Source organism: Kistimonas ophiarachnellae (assembly GCF_057552235.1).
This window is the reverse complement of sequence record NZ_BAAJPA010000005.1, coordinates 80,309-96,253: the sequence shown is the minus strand read 5'-3', so window position 1 is coordinate 96,253 and position 15,945 is coordinate 80,309. Positions and strand designations below refer to the sequence as shown.

Below are 15,945 nucleotides of genomic sequence, written 5' to 3'. Positions count from 1 at the left end.
GACTGAAATTGATCGTTTATCCAAGCATAACCGGTTCCCGTGCAGGTGTCGTCAACGCGTCGGGTTCAACCTTGGGTTCCATGATAAACTGTTGGGCTTTCACGTATCCGCCACGTACATGGGCAATGATCTTCCATGCGAGAACTCACTGAGCTGCGCGCCGAATTCCCCATTCTTCGGCAACGCGCCAACGGTTATCCCCTGATCTACCTGGATAATGCCGCCACCACCCAGAAGCCTGAGGTTGTCATCAACGCGGTCAACGATTATTACCGCGAAGCCAACGCAAATGTTCACAGGGCTTCTCATTTCCTGAGCGCCAGGGCAACCCATGCCTTTGAGGATGCCCGGGATACGGTTCGCCGTTTCCTCAATGCCGGCCATACCGATGAAATCATCTGGACCCGTGGCGCGACAGAGGCCATCAACCTGGTGGCACACAGCTGGGGACTCAGCACGTTAAAAGCCGGTGATGAAATCCTTATCTCGGCCATGGAACATCACGCGAATATTGTGCCCTGGCAGCAGGTCTGCCGGTTCACCGGCGCCAGCCTGAAAGTCATTCCCATCCATGCCAGTGGCGAACTGGACATGGCGGCCTTCCGGCAATTGCTCGGATCTCAAACACGTCTGGTCAGTATCTGCCAGGTCTCCAATGCTATTGGCACCGTGAACCCCATTCCCGACATTATCAGGGAAACGCATACCGTCGGTGCCCGTGTACTGATTGATGGTTCGCAGACCGTGGCCCATTTCCCGGTCGATGTTCAGGCGCTGGACTGTGATTTTTATGTATTCTCCGGCCATAAAGTCTATGGCCCCACCGGTATCGGCGTTCTGTATGGCAAACGTGATCTGCTTCAAACCATGCCTCCCTGGCAGACCGGCGGGGAAATGATAGAGCGCGTCAGTTTTGAGGGTACCACGTTCAATTCACCGCCCTTCCGGTTCGAGGCCGGTACGCCCAATGTTGTTGGCGCCCTTGGGCTGGCTGCGGCCATCGATTTTCTTGGTCAATGTGACCACAACAAGATTCAGGCCCATGAAAAATCCCTGCTGAAGCAGGCGACAGAAGGCCTGAATGCAATACCCGGCCTCCAGATCATCGGTACTGCGCCACAGAAAACGTCCGTCATTTCGTTTGTGATGGAAGGGCTGCATAACCAGGATATCGGAACCTTGTTGGATCAACAGGGCATTGCGGTTCGCACAGGCCACCACTGCACCATGCCACTGATGTCTGTTCTGAACCTTTCGGGTACCGTGAGGGCATCCATTGCCCTCTATAACACCAAGGCCGAAATCCAAACTTTCATTGAAGCCGTAGCCGCCCTGCAAAAAGACAGCCTGTCATTCACAACAGAAACCGAACATGCCACCACCGCGGCAACGACCATTCCGGATGCCTTTACTTACGAATCCCCTCAAGTCAGCGATACGGGCAGCGTAATTGAAGAACTTCAGGCATTACGGGGCTGGCAGGAACGTTATCGCCACATCATGCTGCTGGGGAAAAAGCTGCCCGCGTTACCCGCCCCTATGAAGCAGGAAGAAAACCGGCTCCATGGCTGTGAAAGCACCGTCTGGCTGCATCATTACTACGATGAAACGACCATGCGCCTCTATTTCGCCATCGACAGTGATGCCCGTATTGTCCGCGGACTGATCACCCTGATCCTGTCAGCGTTGAATGGGCGAACACCCGAGGCGATAGAAAACTTCGATATGGAGGCGTGCTTTGAGCAGCTGGGACTGATGCACCACCTGAGTCCATCCAGAGGCAACGGTATTCGGGCTATCGTGAAAGAAATCCAGCTGACAGCCCATCGCTACCGGTAGCGTTTTATTTCACGACCGTTGTTAACTTCTCGATAATCCGGGCAACAGCGACAAAACCAAACGTCGCTGTTACGACAGTCGCGGCGCCAAAGCCACTGGCACAGTCCATTTTCATGGAACCTGCGGCATCCGGTTTGGTCTGGCAGACAGAACCGTCCGGCTGTGGGTAACGAGCCGCTTCAGTGGAAAAGACACATTCAATGGCAAAGCGTCGCTTGGGGTTTTTAGAAAAATTATGAAAACGGCGCAGCTGATCCTTCACCTTGCGTGACAGCGGGTCCTGGATCGTTTTGGTCAGGTCAGCCACCTGAATTTTCAGAGGATCAACCTGGCCACCCGCACCACCGGTGGTAATGATCTTGATCTTGTTCCGCTTACAGTGGGCAATCAACGCGGCCTTGGCCCGGAAGTTATCGATAGCATCCAGCACGTAGTCAAAACGCTTGTCGATCAATTCACCGACATTCTCCGGTGTCACAAAATCATCCACGGTATGAACAATACATTCCGGATTGATCTGCCGGAGTCGTTCAGCCATCACCTCGGTCTTGTCCTGACCAATGGTATTGGCCAGCGCATGAATCTGACGGTTGGTGTTGGTAACACAGATATCATCCAGATCAATCAGGGTAATCTCCCCAACCGCCGACCGGGCGAGGGCTTCCGCCGCCCAGGAACCGACACCGCCAATGCCGATTACACACACATGGGCACGACGCAGCCGCTCGGTCGCTTCAGCGCCATACAGACGACGGGTTCCGCCGAAGCGCTGATCAAAGCTGTCTGAAGACATGAACACAGAACTCACAAGGTATCAAAAGACCGGCATTATATAATGGCACGGGACATCACTTGTATAAGTGCTCCGCAACATCAGCGCTCACCCGGTAACAACAGGGTAAAACGAACAGCACAACCGGCAGCGTAAACAACAGGCCGTACCCCAGGGTCAGCGCCATTGGCCCCATATAAACATCCGAACCACCCAACCCATAGGCCAACGGCAACAGCCCGGCAACCGTTGTAATGGTGGTTAACAGGATCGGCCTCAGACGACTTCCGGCAGCTTGAACCAGGGCCTGTTCTACGCGGTTCCCCCCCGTGCGCAAACGATTGATACGATCGACCATGACCAGTGCATTATTCACTACGACGCCGCATAACCCCAGAATACCAATGCCACCAAGAAACGACATCGGTGCATCATGAAGTATCAGTGCCAGCAATGCAGAGCCAATGGCAAAGGGGATGATAGCCATCACCAGTAGCGGCTGAACCAGGGAACCAAACAGCAAGGCGACCACCACCCAGATCGCCAGCATCGCCATGGCAAACGCGCTGATCAGTCCAACCATAGCCTCTGTCGTTTGCTCCGCTTCACCACCGGTCTCCACCCGAATACCGGGATAACGTTCTGCCAACGTCTCGTAATAGGCCAAGGTGTTGTTGGAAAGCGTATTCGCATTCTGCTGATCATCATCAATATCGCCGGTGACCAGGCTGCTTCGATCACCATTCCAGTGGGTAATTTCCCTGGGTGCCTCTACCGACTGGATGGTTGCCACCTGCTTCAGTGGCACTTGTCGTCCATCATTTAATGGAATATCCAGATCCCGCAAATAATGCTGTTGACGAAACGGGGTATCCAGCCAGACCCGCAGCTTGACCTCTTCATCCCCGATCCAGCTGGCCGAGGCTTCCTCGCCCTCAAAGGCCAGCGCCATTGTCCGTGTCAGGGTTTCGACGGATAGCTGAAGACGGGCCAGCCAATCATAATCCGGCACCACTTGCAGCTGCGGACGACGATTATCATCGCCCAGTTCCACCTCCAGCACACCCGGCTGGTCTGAAAGCCAGGCTTTCAGGTCCTGCGCCATGGCAACGCGGTGGGCATCACTGCTGCCAAATACCCGAAAATCAATCGGGTCTCCCGGCGGTGGTCCTCCGCCATCCACTTTAAACTGCACATGCGTCGCCAGTGGCAAGGCACGGGCAGCTTCCTCCAGTGATTCAGCAATGTCATCCGCAGACAAGGTCCGATCTTCGCTGGGACTGAGAATGATCAGCCCGGTGCTTTCTGGCGACTGGTGCTGTATGTGGTTGCGCTCCACTTCGGGCACAGCCGCAATCAACGCTTCCAGTTCTTTACCCACCCGCCACGCGTCATCGATGGTTGTACCATCCTCAACTTCCAGACTGAGTTCGATATAACGGGCCGCCTCAGTGGGGAAAAAATCCACCTTTAGCCATCGGTAACTCATAAAGAGCGTTGTCACCAACAGTACAACTGCCAGACCAACGACGGGGTAACGGTAGCGTAAAACCTTCATCAACAGTTGTTGATACCGATCTCTCAGCACATCAAACCAATGCGAACCATCCGACGAGGACGATTGCCGAACACTCGACAGTGCCGAGGCCAGATGCGAGGGCAGTAACAGCGACACATCCACCAGCGAGAAAAAAAGCGCCATGATGATCGTCAGGGGCATGACGACATAGGCCGATCCCATATCCCCGGGAATAAACAACATTGGCAGGAATACCAGCAGCGTGGTCAACAGACTGGCCATCAAGGGCCGAAAGACCTCCCGATATCCCTGAACAGCGGCCTGAACAGGCGACTGCCCCTGCCGGAACTGCTGGTCAATGCTCTCTGAAACCACGATGGAATCATCCACAATGATTCCTATCACCAGCATAATGGCTGACAACGTGATGCTGTCGAGGGAAAAACCAAAAACCAGCAACGCGAACAGCGTGCCGAAGACACAAAACGGCAGTGACGTGGCAATCCACGGCGCCAGACGACGCTGAACACACAATGCCAGCACCGCCAGAACCAGCACCATCCCGATAAGGCCGTTGGTTCCGACTACGGAAAACCGGTTGCCGACTTCTTCAGAAAGGTCCAGCGTGACAGGAAACGTCAGCTGCCCGTTACTCCGGTGTTCTTCTGCCTTGAGCAGTGTCCGGATTGCCTCTACCGATTCAATGATATCGCCCGCTTCGGTCTTGAAAACGGTAAACCCGATAGCGGGCAAACCGTTCATCGTGACCCGTTCCGTTTCACGCTCAAAGCCGTCATACACCCGGGCCACATCGGCAAGACGCACCAGTGCCCCGCCGGGCAGCACCTTGACGATAGCCTCCGCCAGTTCATCCGGGCTCTGCACCTGGGATAACGTGACCAGGTTTCTGTCCTGCTGCCAGGCCGTGACCTGCCCGCCACTGGTGGAAATATTCCGTCTGGCAATGGCATCGACGACATCAAAGGCCGTGATGGCGTACCGGTCCAGCCGGGTCGGATCTATCGCCACGATGAACTCACGGTTCGGTAAAGCCGCCGTCTCAATCTTGCCGACACCCGGAATATTCCGGATTTGTTTTTCCAGCTGGCGGGCATACTCACGTAATGCAGGGAAAGGCATCTCACCGGCAACACCAAACGTCAGGATTTCAAACATGGCGAGGTTTTCCGCCTCGACCAGCGGCGCCTGGTCAAGATCCGCCGGGAGATCCGTCACCCGGTCAATGGCTTCGCGGATATCCTGATTGACCGTTTGCAGGTTCTCGCCATCACGGATACGGATATCAATCACTGACAGCCCGTCACTGGAGCTGGATTCAAAATACTTGAGCCCCTGTACGGTCTTGAGTTCCTTCTCGAGCCGATTGGTAATTTCCAGCTCAATCTCGTGGGCTGACGCACCGGGATAATGGGTGGTAATACTGGTCTCGCCCTGCGCCGAGGCGGGATACTCCTGAAGCCTGAGATTAAACAGTGCCATCACACCCAATACACAGACCATTGCCAGCATCATGGAGGCAAAGAATTTCTTTTCAGCAAAAAAACGCAGGAATGGTTCCATCCGTATCACTCCTGCATGATCCGGGCATCAATGGTAAAACCCGCCACCAGACGTCTGTCAGGGTTCTCTACCAGAATCTCTACGGGATAGCTGTGCGTGGAGGCATCGGGTTTGATGCCGGCACGCAGCACCGTCCCGGCAAACAATTCGCCGGGCAATGACAACGCGGTAATCACCGAATGATCGCCTGGCCGAATCCGGTGGAGCTCCTCTTCCGTCACGTACACAACCGCCCGCAGGGTATCCATTTGCTCAAGATGGTAGAGCGCCTGTCCTTTCTGTACCCAGTCGCCCTGTTCTATCAGCCGTTCCGCCACCCAGTAACCGGCTTTGGCGCTGATACGTGTTCGCTCAAGATTCAGGCGTGCCTGCTCAACCGCAAGCGCCTGCAGCCTGAGCTGGGCTTCACTTTTCAGATAGTCGGCTTCTGCACTGTCCAGTTCGTCCCTGGCAAGGCTGTGGGTTTCAACCAGTCGTCGGTAACGCTCATAGCGGGCTTTTTTAGCGGACAGGTCAGCCCTGGCCTGAGCCAGTGCCGCTTTCGATTCGTCGTGCTGAATACGGTAGTCGTCGTCCTTGATCCGGAGCAGCGGCTGATCAGGTTGCGTCTGTTCTCCCCGATCAAATCCCCAGGATTCAACAACACCCTCGACTTCCGCGACAACCGTCAACGCCCTGTTGGTCTTGAGGCTGCCGACCAGCAACAACTCAGCGGGCTCCGATGCCGATACACCCGGCCACGTGAGAAAGAGAAGGAAAAAGCAACAAATTCTAGACTGCATGAGACGGTCCGGTGACTGATCCGAACCGCTACTCTAAAACCACTATTGTGAGGAAAATGTCATGACAGGTGCTCAGGACTAAAAACGACGCTCGCCTGACAGCCCTGGCCATCAGTCCGGTTTTCCAGGACAAAAGGCCAACGGTATTTACGACAGATATCCCTGACCATCACCAGCCCGAGACCATGCCCTTCATGCTGTTCCGGCTTCACATCAAGCCCGATGCCCGTATCCGTCACGGTCAACTGCCAACGAGACAAAGACACTGTGACCTGCCCTGAATCGGTGTAACTGAATGCATTTCGAAGCAGGTTACCGACCAGCATCCGCATCACGGTTTCAGGTGCCAGCACCGTCGGGGTATTTATTACATCAATGGTCACTTCAACGGGCTTGTTATCCAGTAACTGCCGACTGTCTTCAATCAATCGTTCCAGAAATTCATGATCCAGCACACACTCGCCCTGAACGGTGGCACTCTCGACGCGTACCAGTGCCAGCAGGGTTTCCGTAATATCCGTCATGTCCTGACAGGCTTTCTCAAGACGCGCCTGTTGTTTATCCAGGAAGGCCCTGTCCGCAGAGACGCCCAGCAATGTCGCCACGCCGCGGGCCACCGTAATCGGTGTCCGCAATTCATGACTGACATAACGGCTGAAAGCCCGTTCCCTCTCAATCCCTTTGCGAATCCGTCGTCGATAGCCGTTTAATGCTTCGGTTAATCGATAGATCTCTGAGGTTGTCGCCGGTATATCATTAAGTTGCGCGAGGTCCCCGGCATCCGACTGGTCAAGCTTCCGGGCAAGGTAGTGCACAGGCGCGCTTAAACGATCAGCCATTCGGACAACAACAAGACAAACAACGGCCAGCATTAGCACAGAAACCACCAGGAAAGCGATTTCCAGAAGTAGCTCCATCTCGTCGGATAACGTGATATTGGTTGTATCTTCAATCAGGTACAACGGTTTTTCATGCCCCCGGATAGTGACAGTTTCCGCAAGAATGGCGATCTCACGGTTACCATTCCAGATAAAATCCTCCGTGCCTCGCCATTCCGGGGTAATCAACCCCATGATCGTTTCCGGCAGCATGAAATAGTTGTCATAAGCAACAGCAAACTGGTTCAGCTTCAACATGCCAGTCTCACCATTGCCATAACGTTCCACGGCATAGTCACTCAGCAAAGCCAGACGACGACTGGCAACAGCATCCTCTGTCCAGTGCAGCGTGGCCTGGAAGATGACGTAATAGGTCGCAATAACAGCAGCAGCCAATATCGAAAAACGGGTTGCAATCTGCCGTTTGAACGACATCATCAGACCATCTCCTCTTCCGGCTCTTCACAGGCAGGTTGTAACCGGTAACCGGTTTTCGGCACCGTCACCAGCATGGAGGAAGTAAACGGGCGATCAATGAGATTGCGCAGTTGATAGATATGGTTTCGTAGAGAATCGCCATCCGGCGGCTCATCCTTCCAGACGGAATAGACCAGTTCCTCCCGCGTGACCAGCTCCGGCGCCTTTTGCATCAGGGCTTTGAGCAGTTTGAAACAGGTTGGATTCAGGGAAATCCTGTGCCCCTGCCGCTCAACCGCATGACTGCCAAGATCCAGCGTCAGCGCATCAAACGACAATTGCTTTGCGAATGCGCCCCCGGATCGCCGACGAACTATCGCTTCAATACGGGCCTGCAGCACTTTCAGGTCAAACGGCTTAACCAGGTAATCATCTGCCCCTTCACCAAAGCCCTGCAGCGTATCATCGGTGGTATCCCGCGCCGTCAACATAAGGATGGGCGTATCCACCTGCCGTTCCCGCAATGCCCGGCAGACACTGTAGCCATCCCGCCCGGGCAGCATGATATCGAGAATCACCAGGTCATAGGCGTTGTCTGTGGCCAGGGCCAGCCCCTGATTGCCGTCCGCCGTATAATCCATGGCGTGCCCAAGCGCTTCAAAATAGTCAAATATGACACCGGCAATATCGCGGTTGTCTTCGATCAACAGCAGGCGCATTCCTGAATACCTGTTCCGTTCTGAACCCTTTCCGGTCTCTGACACCAGTGGTCAACACTGGTCAGCCACATTTTTTGGACACTCCGCCCGTTAGCCTGAAACCGCCATTCTCAACAGTTCATTCACGGAGGGTTATACCTATGTCTGAAAAAATTGGCCAGTCCCGTCGGCGTCTGCGGCTTGCCCGGGCCGGTTTCGGGTTGGTGGTAGTGCTGGTTCTGTTCAGCCGTCCGGCGTTGTTTGATGACCCGGTCCTGATGCGCACACTGTTCTGGAGCGGTTTTGGCCTGATCATCATCGGCGCCATGGGCCGATTCTACACCATGACGTTTATTGCCGGCCTCAAGAACAAAACCGTCGTCGATTACGGGCCGTTTTCCCTGTGCCGTAATCCGCTGTATTTCTTTTCGCTGTGCGGTGTCTGCGGCATTGGCCTGATGACCGGCAGTCTGCTGCTGACAGCCTTTATGCTGCTGATGTTCTGTATCAGCCACATTCCACAGATCCGGCATGAAGAGCGTTCCCTGTACCAGAAGTTTGGCCAACGCTACGCGGATTACCGTAGCCGTACCCCGAGTTTTATCCCCAACCTGTCCCTCTACCAGGCGCCCCAGGAAATCAGTATCAAACCGAAAGTTCTGAACAAAGCGCTCAGGGATGCCAGCGCCTGGTTTGTTTACATCCCGGTGATTTCTGCCGTGCACCTGTCACAGGCCGCCGGTCTGATTGAACCCATGATCGAATTAATCTGACCAGAAACACTGGCATCTGAAACACCGCTTCCTGAGTCATAAAAAACACCAGACACACATGCTAGAGAAGACGTATATAAAGCCCTCAGGAATTGCCGCGGCCATCACGCTGGCGGTTCTGGGCATTCACCTGCTGATTGCCCCCGGACTGTCGCTGGGCGTCGATGAAGCGCATTATGCCCTGTACGGACTGCTTCCGGACTGGAGCTATTTTGATCATCCGCCTCTGACAGGCTGGCTACAGTGGCTGGCACTGCAACTGGGCGACACCGAACTGATACTGCGGCTATGGCCAATGCTTCTGCAGGCTATGGCCGGGTTGCTGGTCTATCGCCTCGGCAGACAGCTGTTTCCAACCGTTCACTGGCTGCCGCTGGTTGCCCTGATCCTGTTTCACAGCATGCCGATCGTTCAACTATTGAGCTTTGGCCTGGTACCGGAATGGCCGCTGCTCATACTGACCCTTTTGTATGCTGACAGACTGTGGGCGATTCATCAGACAAACCGAACACGGGATTGGCTACTGCTCGGCGTCTTCCTCGGCCTGGCAGGGCTGACCAAGTACACCGCCATCCTCCTGCCGGTTGGCCTGCTCATTTTCATGGCCTTGAACAAGCACTGGTACTGGCTCCGGCAATCCGGACCCTGGCTTGCGGCACTCACTGCCCTGCTACTGATCACACCGGTGATCTACTGGAATTTCCAGCATGAATGGATTTCCTTCGACTACCAGTTCAACCATGCGACCGGCGACAGTTGGCGTCTGAGCGCCTTCCTGCGAGGCGTGCTCATTCAGATCGCCTGCTATGGTCCGCTCATGCTGATTGGAGGCATAGTCAGTTGTCGTCTTGTTATAGACAAGGCGGTCAAAACACTGCTACTGACCACCGCGCTCCCCGTTCTGGTGACCGTGATCATCGCAACCGGCAACAGCCAGTCACTGCCCCACTGGTCACTGATCGGCTGGGCGCTGTTGACGCCTCTCGTGGCATACTGGCTGTGCACCAGCTGGCCCAATAAGCGCATCTATCTGATGACGGAACTGTGTGGTTTGTATTCGCTGGTCGTCACGGGCTTTATCATTGTCCTGATGGTGGCCACCATGAACCAGATGGCGATCAGCACGGTCGCCGTCAAAGACCTGATCGGCTGGAAAGAGGCGGCCAGCCGTGCCGAAGCCCTGCTTGAGCAGTTGCCTGCCAACGACCATGAGCCGGTATTGCTGGTCACGAACTGGTCCCATGGCAGCCGTATCGCCTGGTATGCCCGTCCTACCCCTGTGCAGGTCATCAGCCGTCGAACCTCACAGTTTGACCTCTGGTTCGGCAAACCTCACAACGAACAGCCAGGCATTCTTATCCGGGTCAACGAAAAGCAACCGGCACAACAGATTGAAAAAATACCCGGGCTGGTTTGCACATGGACATCCAGTTACCTGGCCAGGATGAACACAACCCTGATCAACCACTTCCGGTTCTACCGGTGCCTGCCTTCCCGTCCCTGAACCCATAACAACCCTGACGTCAGCCGCCGCCCTGCCTCACCCTGCAGCCGGGCGGCGGATGTCACGCCCCGTTCACATTTTTCTCACACCCCTCTCAATAGCATGGCGTCAGACCATCCAATAACACGCCAGGGACGCCTTGATCAGAGACCACCTGAGAATGACGACATCGACACTTGTTCATCCCCCGTCCGCTATCCGACTCACCGGTCCACTGACCGGTTCGCTTGCACTGGTACTGATCCTTCTTTGCATGGCCTCGGTCTGGTTGCAGGTTAATCCCGCAGAAAACACGACACTGTTTCTTCTGATAAACCACCAGGCAGCCTTGCTACCAACGGCATTCTGGGCAGCGATCACCAACCTGGGTGACGGTTTTTTCGCCTTTGCCATAGCAGCACTGCTGCTCCGCCACCAGCCTGACAAAATGCGAGCCGTGCTGCTGGCCAGCGTAATGATCGCCATCCTGGTGCGACTGTTGAAAAGCTACTTCGGTGTGGAGCGCCCCCCTGCCGTACTGGAAGCCGGAAGTTTTCACCTGATTGGTGAGGCGTTTCGTAATGGCAGCTTTCCTTCCGGTCATACAACCACGGTCTTTTTGCTGGCCACCATTCTTTGCCGGCATTTTCGCGACAACCTGTTCCTGGCAGGCGGTGTAATTGCACTGGCCGTACTGGCAGGTTTCTCACGCATTGCCGCCGGTGTTCACTGGCCCGCTGACATGCTCGCCGGCATGGTGCTGGGCACGGTTTGCGGCACTCTTGCGCTTGCTCTTTGCCAGAACAGACCTTCTCAGCCAGCCCCTGTCATTGCCCTGCTGACACGGTTACTGATGGTGGTTTGCGCCATCAGCCTGCTGACACTGCGCAATGGCACGGAGCACTACACAGGCATCCTCCAGATCCAATACGGCCTTGCGGCGTTACTGCTGGCTGCCCTTGTCTCAGATGGTCTCAGCACCTGGCGTCAACACCAGCCCGCTATCCAGAGTCGTCTGAAAACCCTGCGCCAGCGCTATGAAACGCCACTGGCCCTGGTTTACCGCCTGTTCCGGTTTGGCCTGGTGGGTTGCACCGGGTTCGTGGTGGACATGACCGTTTACAGCCTGCTGCTCTTTGTAGCCGGAATACCGCCACTGGTCGCGCGGGGCTGTGCCTACTGGGTGTCTGCCAGCTGGAACTGGCTGATGAACCGCACCTTTACCTTCAACGACCGTCGTCGTTCAGACCGGGCGCCCCAGTGGCTGAAATACCTGGCCATGTGCCTGATCAGTTTTGTCCCGAACTGGGGCACCTTCTGGCTGCTGACGACTAACGTCCCCTTCTTCGCCCAGTACACCCGGCTGGCGCTGGTCGCCGGCGTGCTGGCCGGCATGCTGTTCAACTTCACCATCGCCTGCCGCTTCATTTTCAACGACAAGCCTGAAACGAGTCCTGTATGAAAGTTGATACCATGCGGTTTATTGACCGCTACGCCGGCATTCCGCTCTGCTTCCTGAGCCGGATGTTCTTTGCCATCGTGTCAGTGTTTCACCGAAAGAAAGAGCAGGCACTGAAGAATGTGCTGTTTATTGAACTCTCGGAAATGGGCAGTGCAATACTCGCGGATCCGGCATTACGCCGTATGCGTGATAACGGTAGAACCAACCTGCACTTTGCTATCTTCGACAGCAATAAAATGAGCCTGGATCTGCTCCGCACCATTCCTGAAGACAACATTGTCACACTGCGCAGCGACAACCTTGTCCACCTCGCCGTGGATGTGGTGAAGTTCATGCTCTGGTGCCGACGCAGGCAAATAGACACTGTCGTCGATTTGGAGCTTTTTTCCCGTTTTACCGCCCTGCTGTCCCGCTTCAGCGGCGCCAGCCGCCGCTGCGGATTCGACGCCTGCCATGATGAAGGGCTCTACCGGGGCAAAATGCTGACCCATCCCGTGCGTTACAACCCGCACCATCATATTTCCCGTAATTTTATGGCACTGGTCGACACCCTGCTGGCGGATCGCGCCGGCCAGCCTTACTGCCCTAGTCACTATCAGGACAGGGATATTGCACTCGCCCAGGCAAAATGCCCCCAATCGCAGAAGGACAAGGTTCACGACAAACTGAAAACACTGTATGAAGGTTATCAACCGGACTATCACCGCCTGGTGCTGATCAACCCCAACGCCAGTGAACTGCTCCCCCAGCGTCGCTGGTCTGCCACATCTTATGCAGACGTCATACGCCAGTTACTGGCGCGGCATGACGATATTCTTGTCATTATTACTGGTGCACCGGCAGAACGTGCCGGCGCTGAATTACTGAAACAAAGCGTGGGTGATGATCGTTGTCTCAACTCCGCCGGCGTATTCGCTTTTAATGAACTGGTGCCGTTGTATTACCTGTCATCCGTGATGTTGACCAATGACTCCGGCCCTGCCCACTTTGCCTCCGTGACGCCTCTGAAGACATTTGTCATCTTCGGACCGGAAACGCCTGAGCTTTACCGGGCTCTTGGAGACTCCACGCCTATTTATGCGGGACTGGCCTGTTCTCCCTGCGTCAGCGCTGCCAACCACCGGAAAACCGGCTGTCGCGACAATGCCTGCCTGCGCGCCATCAAGCCGGAGCAGGTCACGAAGCAACTGAACCAATACCTGGAAAAAGACAGAATTCCACTATTAGCCTCAGCCTGATTGACTGGATACGGAACAGGGACGTTCCTCTTCACCACGGCTTCCCCGATTACATCAAGAATCCCGATATAAGCTTCCAATAACGGCTATGTAACCGCACTGACGCGCTCCCTAGAATCCCCATCAACAGACTACAGACCCAAGAACAGTCTGCTTAATCACGAGGGAATTCATATGTCAGAGAATGCTTACGATAGCGGTCGCCTGAACCTGCCTTTTGTCGGACACTGCACCTTCGCCAAGGCACCCATCTGCCTGGACTGGGATAACATCGATGCTGACGTCGCCATCCTCGGCGTTCCCAATGATATGGGTACCCAGTGGCGGAGTGGCGCTCGCTTCGGGCCTCGTTCTATCCGTGAAGCCTCCACCCTGTTCTCCTTTGGCCATGGCGGCGCTTACGACCATGAAGACGACACCCTATACCTGACCCAGAAAGAAGTGCGCATGGTTGACGTTGGTGATGCCGACATCGTGCATACCGACATGAACAAGAGCCACGCCAACACCAAGGCAGCGGTGAAAAAGATCCTGGAACAGGGTGCTATGCCGATCGTCCTCGGTGGTGACCATTCCATAAACTACCCCTGCCTGGCGGCGTTCGAAGGTCGCGGCCCGATCCACGTCATTCACTTTGACGCGCACCTGGATTTCGTTAACGAACGCCACGGCGTCCGATACGGCCACGGCAACCCGCTGCGTCGCGCCTCTGAATCCAGCCATATCTCCGGCATGACCCAGATGGGTATCCGCAACGTCTCGTCCTCCAGCCGCTCTGACTATGACGATGCCCGCGCCGCCGGCTCTGACATCATGTCTGTTCGCCAGGTACGTGAAATGGGTACCGCGGAAGTACTGTCCCGCATTCCGGATCGCGACCAGTACTACATCACCCTGGATATTGACTGCTTTGATCCCTCCATCGCACCGGGCACCGGCACCCCGAGCCATGGTGGTTTCCAGTACTACGAAGTCCTCGAAATCATCAAGGGCCTGACCCGCAAGGGCAACATTGTGGGTATGGACCTGGTTGAAGTCGCTCCGGCCTATGACCCGGCAGGCGTCACCTCGATCCTGGCCGCCCAGGTGTTGATGAACAGCATTGGTTTCATCTTCCACGAGCGCGCCCTGAAGAAACAACAACAGTAAGACCACGACACAGTCAGCGACGCACCCACTGCGTCGCTGACCTGCCATTGACCGCAATCACAGAATGTCGGCTGGATGGACAGATGCAGGCTGATATCAAAATAAGCGGTTGTCGTTCCAAGCATAATCAGCATCCATAACCAGGGTTATGGGCAGGGGGGAATATGGAATCGATTAATCTGTTTTTTGTCTGCGGCATCCTGGGCGCCATTGCCATTGTCGGCGCCTACTTTCTGATCCAGCTGGAAATCTATGCTGCCGAGCACATTGTGACGCTGTCGTTGAATCTCGGTGGCGCCTTTCTGGTTCTTATCTCGCTGTACGACGGCTTTAACCTGGGATCACTGGTGATTCAATTGGTCTGGATTGTCATTGGTCTGGCGGGACTGTACAAAAAACTGCAACCGAGGAGCGCGTAAGCCATGGAAACCATCAATCTCTTCGCGCTGGCGGGTGTCGTTGCAGCGATATTTCATACCTGCGCTTATTTCCTGATACAACTGGATATCATCAAGCCCACCCATTACTCCACACTGTTTCTTAACCTGGGCGGTTCGGTGCTGTTTCTGATCTCACTGTCGGAATCATTCAATATCGGCTCATTCCTGATTCAATGCTGCTGGTTCTGTATCGGTATCACCGCACTGTATCGGAAATTAAAAGCCACATACTACACCGCCAGAAGCAACGCGATGGCCTGATCGTTATGTCGTTACTTTGGCTTTGAGGTCTGCCGGGAGAGAACCTGACCAGAGACAGTCTCCATAGATAAAGATGATCCCCATTATTAGCCCGACTATGGCGTTAGCCATGAGTCGGGCTTTGGATCGATAAACCGGCCTTCATGCGACGCTGAAAGAAAGCCCGGATCTGATCGTAGCCCCAGTTAAATATAATGGCATAGATCAGGAAAAAGAGTATAAAGCCCAGATCAAGCAGCAATACTTCCCAAAAACCTGCCTGTAAATGCCACATCAAAAACGGGACAGTAAACACCACCAGTCCCATCTCAAAGCTGAAGCCATGGAAAATTCGCAGCCCCAGGCCTCTGTGAATACGTTCCTGCCCAAACACTTTGTCGAAACCGAGGTTAAATAGATAATTCCATACCATGGCGATTACGGCGAGACTGACTACCGTTGTTGCCATAGCGGCTGCTCCCTGCCCCGTTACTGCGCTACCCAGGGGAATAAGTATCACAAGGGCAAGCATTTCAAATAAGACTGAATGGAAAATACGTTCTTTTGTCGTCATAAATTCGCTCAAAGATATCGATTCACTCAAAAGATGAGAGTGTTTTATGGGTGATAATATCTTTCAGTCAGATACATAAAAGTTAGTAACCATCAGAAAA

At 54.8% G+C, this 15,945-nt stretch carries 14 protein-coding genes; 8 read left to right on the top strand and 6 right to left on the bottom strand.

Going from position 1 to position 15,945, the window contains the following annotated elements:
• The first annotated feature begins 135 nt into the window (after positions 1 to 135).
• On the top strand, positions 136 to 1,839 hold the full coding sequence (locus tag AC27K1_RS07615) for a SufS family cysteine desulfurase (RefSeq protein ID WP_487149556.1): 1,704 nt from the start codon (positions 136 to 138) through the stop codon (positions 1,837 to 1,839).
• 4 nt (positions 1,840 to 1,843) lie between these two features.
• On the opposite strand, the gene tcdA is transcribed toward AC27K1_RS07615, so the two are convergent.
• The 5 genes from tcdA to AC27K1_RS07590 are packed head-to-tail and all read right to left on the bottom strand — an operon-like array spanning position 1,844 to position 8,507.
• The gene (gene tcdA / locus AC27K1_RS07610; RefSeq protein WP_487149554.1) at positions 1,844 to 2,632 is read right to left on the bottom strand and encodes a tRNA cyclic N6-threonylcarbamoyladenosine(37) synthase TcdA; all 789 of its coding nucleotides are present in this window, start codon (positions 2,630 to 2,632) and stop codon (positions 1,844 to 1,846) included.
• 55 nt (positions 2,633 to 2,687) lie between these two features.
• Positions 2,688 to 5,711, bottom strand: a complete 3,024-nt coding sequence (locus AC27K1_RS07605) for an efflux RND transporter permease subunit (protein WP_487149552.1) — start codon at positions 5,709 to 5,711, stop codon at positions 2,688 to 2,690.
• Positions 5,712 to 5,716: 5 nt separating this feature from the next.
• Positions 5,717 to 6,493, bottom strand: coding sequence for an efflux RND transporter periplasmic adaptor subunit (locus AC27K1_RS07600; RefSeq protein ID WP_487149550.1), 777 nt, complete (start codon positions 6,491 to 6,493; stop codon positions 5,717 to 5,719).
• A gap of 59 nt (positions 6,494 to 6,552) precedes the next feature.
• Positions 6,553 to 7,809 (bottom strand): sensor histidine kinase, encoded by a 1,257-nt coding sequence (locus AC27K1_RS07595; RefSeq protein ID WP_487149548.1) that lies wholly within the window; start codon positions 7,807 to 7,809, stop codon positions 6,553 to 6,555.
• Positions 7,809 to 8,507: a response regulator transcription factor gene (locus AC27K1_RS07590; protein ID WP_487149546.1), complete on the bottom strand. Its 699-nt coding sequence runs from the start codon at positions 8,505 to 8,507 to the stop codon at positions 7,809 to 7,811. Before AC27K1_RS07590 ends, AC27K1_RS07595 begins: the two co-directional genes overlap by 1 nt.
• A gap of 140 nt (positions 8,508 to 8,647) precedes the next feature.
• Between AC27K1_RS07590 and AC27K1_RS07585 the strand changes: the two genes are divergently transcribed.
• The 7 genes from AC27K1_RS07585 (at position 8,648) to AC27K1_RS07555 (ending at position 15,292) form a co-directional block, all read left to right on the top strand.
• Positions 8,648 to 9,259, top strand: a complete 612-nt coding sequence (locus AC27K1_RS07585) for a methyltransferase family protein (protein ID WP_487149544.1) — start codon at positions 8,648 to 8,650, stop codon at positions 9,257 to 9,259.
• Positions 9,260 to 9,317: 58 nt separating this feature from the next.
• Positions 9,318 to 10,763 carry a glycosyltransferase family 39 protein gene (locus AC27K1_RS07580; RefSeq protein WP_487149542.1) on the top strand — a complete coding sequence of 482 codons (1,446 nt, stop codon included), beginning with the start codon at positions 9,318 to 9,320 and terminating at the stop codon, positions 10,761 to 10,763.
• A gap of 160 nt (positions 10,764 to 10,923) precedes the next feature.
• Entirely contained in the window at positions 10,924 to 12,204 is a 1,281-nt protein-coding gene (locus AC27K1_RS07575) for a GtrA family protein (RefSeq protein ID WP_487149540.1), read from the top strand.
• A complete protein-coding gene (locus AC27K1_RS07570) occupies positions 12,201 to 13,442 on the top strand; it encodes a glycosyltransferase family 9 protein (RefSeq protein ID WP_487149538.1) in 1,242 nt (413 codons plus the stop codon). The genes AC27K1_RS07575 and AC27K1_RS07570 overlap by 4 nt, the downstream gene beginning before the upstream one ends.
• A 174-nt stretch (positions 13,443 to 13,616) precedes the next feature.
• Complete coding sequence (gene speB / locus AC27K1_RS07565; protein WP_487149536.1) at positions 13,617 to 14,591, top strand: agmatinase; 975 nt, start codon at positions 13,617 to 13,619, stop codon at positions 14,589 to 14,591.
• A gap of 164 nt (positions 14,592 to 14,755) precedes the next feature.
• A complete protein-coding gene (locus AC27K1_RS07560) occupies positions 14,756 to 15,010 on the top strand; it encodes a CBU_0592 family membrane protein (protein WP_487149534.1) in 255 nt (84 codons plus the stop codon).
• 3 nt (positions 15,011 to 15,013) lie between these two features.
• On the top strand, positions 15,014 to 15,292 hold the full coding sequence (locus tag AC27K1_RS07555; protein ID WP_487149532.1) for a CBU_0592 family membrane protein: 279 nt from the start codon (positions 15,014 to 15,016) through the stop codon (positions 15,290 to 15,292).
• A gap of 103 nt (positions 15,293 to 15,395) precedes the next feature.
• Here the strand turns inward: AC27K1_RS07555 and AC27K1_RS07550 are convergent, their stop codons facing one another.
• Positions 15,396 to 15,845 carry a PACE efflux transporter gene (locus tag AC27K1_RS07550; RefSeq protein ID WP_487149531.1) on the bottom strand — a complete coding sequence of 150 codons (450 nt, stop codon included), beginning with the start codon at positions 15,843 to 15,845 and terminating at the stop codon, positions 15,396 to 15,398.
• Between the last annotated feature and the right edge of the window lie 100 nt (positions 15,846 to 15,945).

Bases quoted from the DNA above. Each gene is read 5' to 3' on its own strand.
- AC27K1_RS07615 (WP_487149556.1), top strand. From the start codon at position 136: ATGCGAGAACTCACTGAGCTGCGCGCCGAATTCCCCATTCTTCGGCAA.
- tcdA (WP_487149554.1), bottom strand. From the start codon at position 2,632: ATGTCTTCAGACAGCTTTGATCAGCGCTTCGGCGGAACCCGTCGTCTG.
- AC27K1_RS07605 (WP_487149552.1), bottom strand. From the start codon at position 5,711: ATGGAACCATTCCTGCGTTTTTTTGCTGAAAAGAAATTCTTTGCCTCC.
- AC27K1_RS07600 (WP_487149550.1), bottom strand. From the start codon at position 6,493: ATGCAGTCTAGAATTTGTTGCTTTTTCCTTCTCTTTCTCACGTGGCCG.
- AC27K1_RS07595 (WP_487149548.1), bottom strand. From the start codon at position 7,809: ATGATGTCGTTCAAACGGCAGATTGCAACCCGTTTTTCGATATTGGCT.
- AC27K1_RS07590 (WP_487149546.1), bottom strand. From the start codon at position 8,507: ATGCGCCTGCTGTTGATCGAAGACAACCGCGATATTGCCGGTGTCATA.
- AC27K1_RS07585 (WP_487149544.1), top strand. From the start codon at position 8,648: ATGTCTGAAAAAATTGGCCAGTCCCGTCGGCGTCTGCGGCTTGCCCGG.
- AC27K1_RS07580 (WP_487149542.1), top strand. From the start codon at position 9,318: ATGCTAGAGAAGACGTATATAAAGCCCTCAGGAATTGCCGCGGCCATC.
- AC27K1_RS07575 (WP_487149540.1), top strand. From the start codon at position 10,924: ATGACGACATCGACACTTGTTCATCCCCCGTCCGCTATCCGACTCACC.
- AC27K1_RS07570 (WP_487149538.1), top strand. From the start codon at position 12,201: ATGAAAGTTGATACCATGCGGTTTATTGACCGCTACGCCGGCATTCCG.
- speB (WP_487149536.1), top strand. From the start codon at position 13,617: ATGTCAGAGAATGCTTACGATAGCGGTCGCCTGAACCTGCCTTTTGTC.
- AC27K1_RS07560 (WP_487149534.1), top strand. From the start codon at position 14,756: ATGGAATCGATTAATCTGTTTTTTGTCTGCGGCATCCTGGGCGCCATT.
- AC27K1_RS07555 (WP_487149532.1), top strand. From the start codon at position 15,014: ATGGAAACCATCAATCTCTTCGCGCTGGCGGGTGTCGTTGCAGCGATA.
- AC27K1_RS07550 (WP_487149531.1), bottom strand. From the start codon at position 15,845: ATGACGACAAAAGAACGTATTTTCCATTCAGTCTTATTTGAAATGCTT.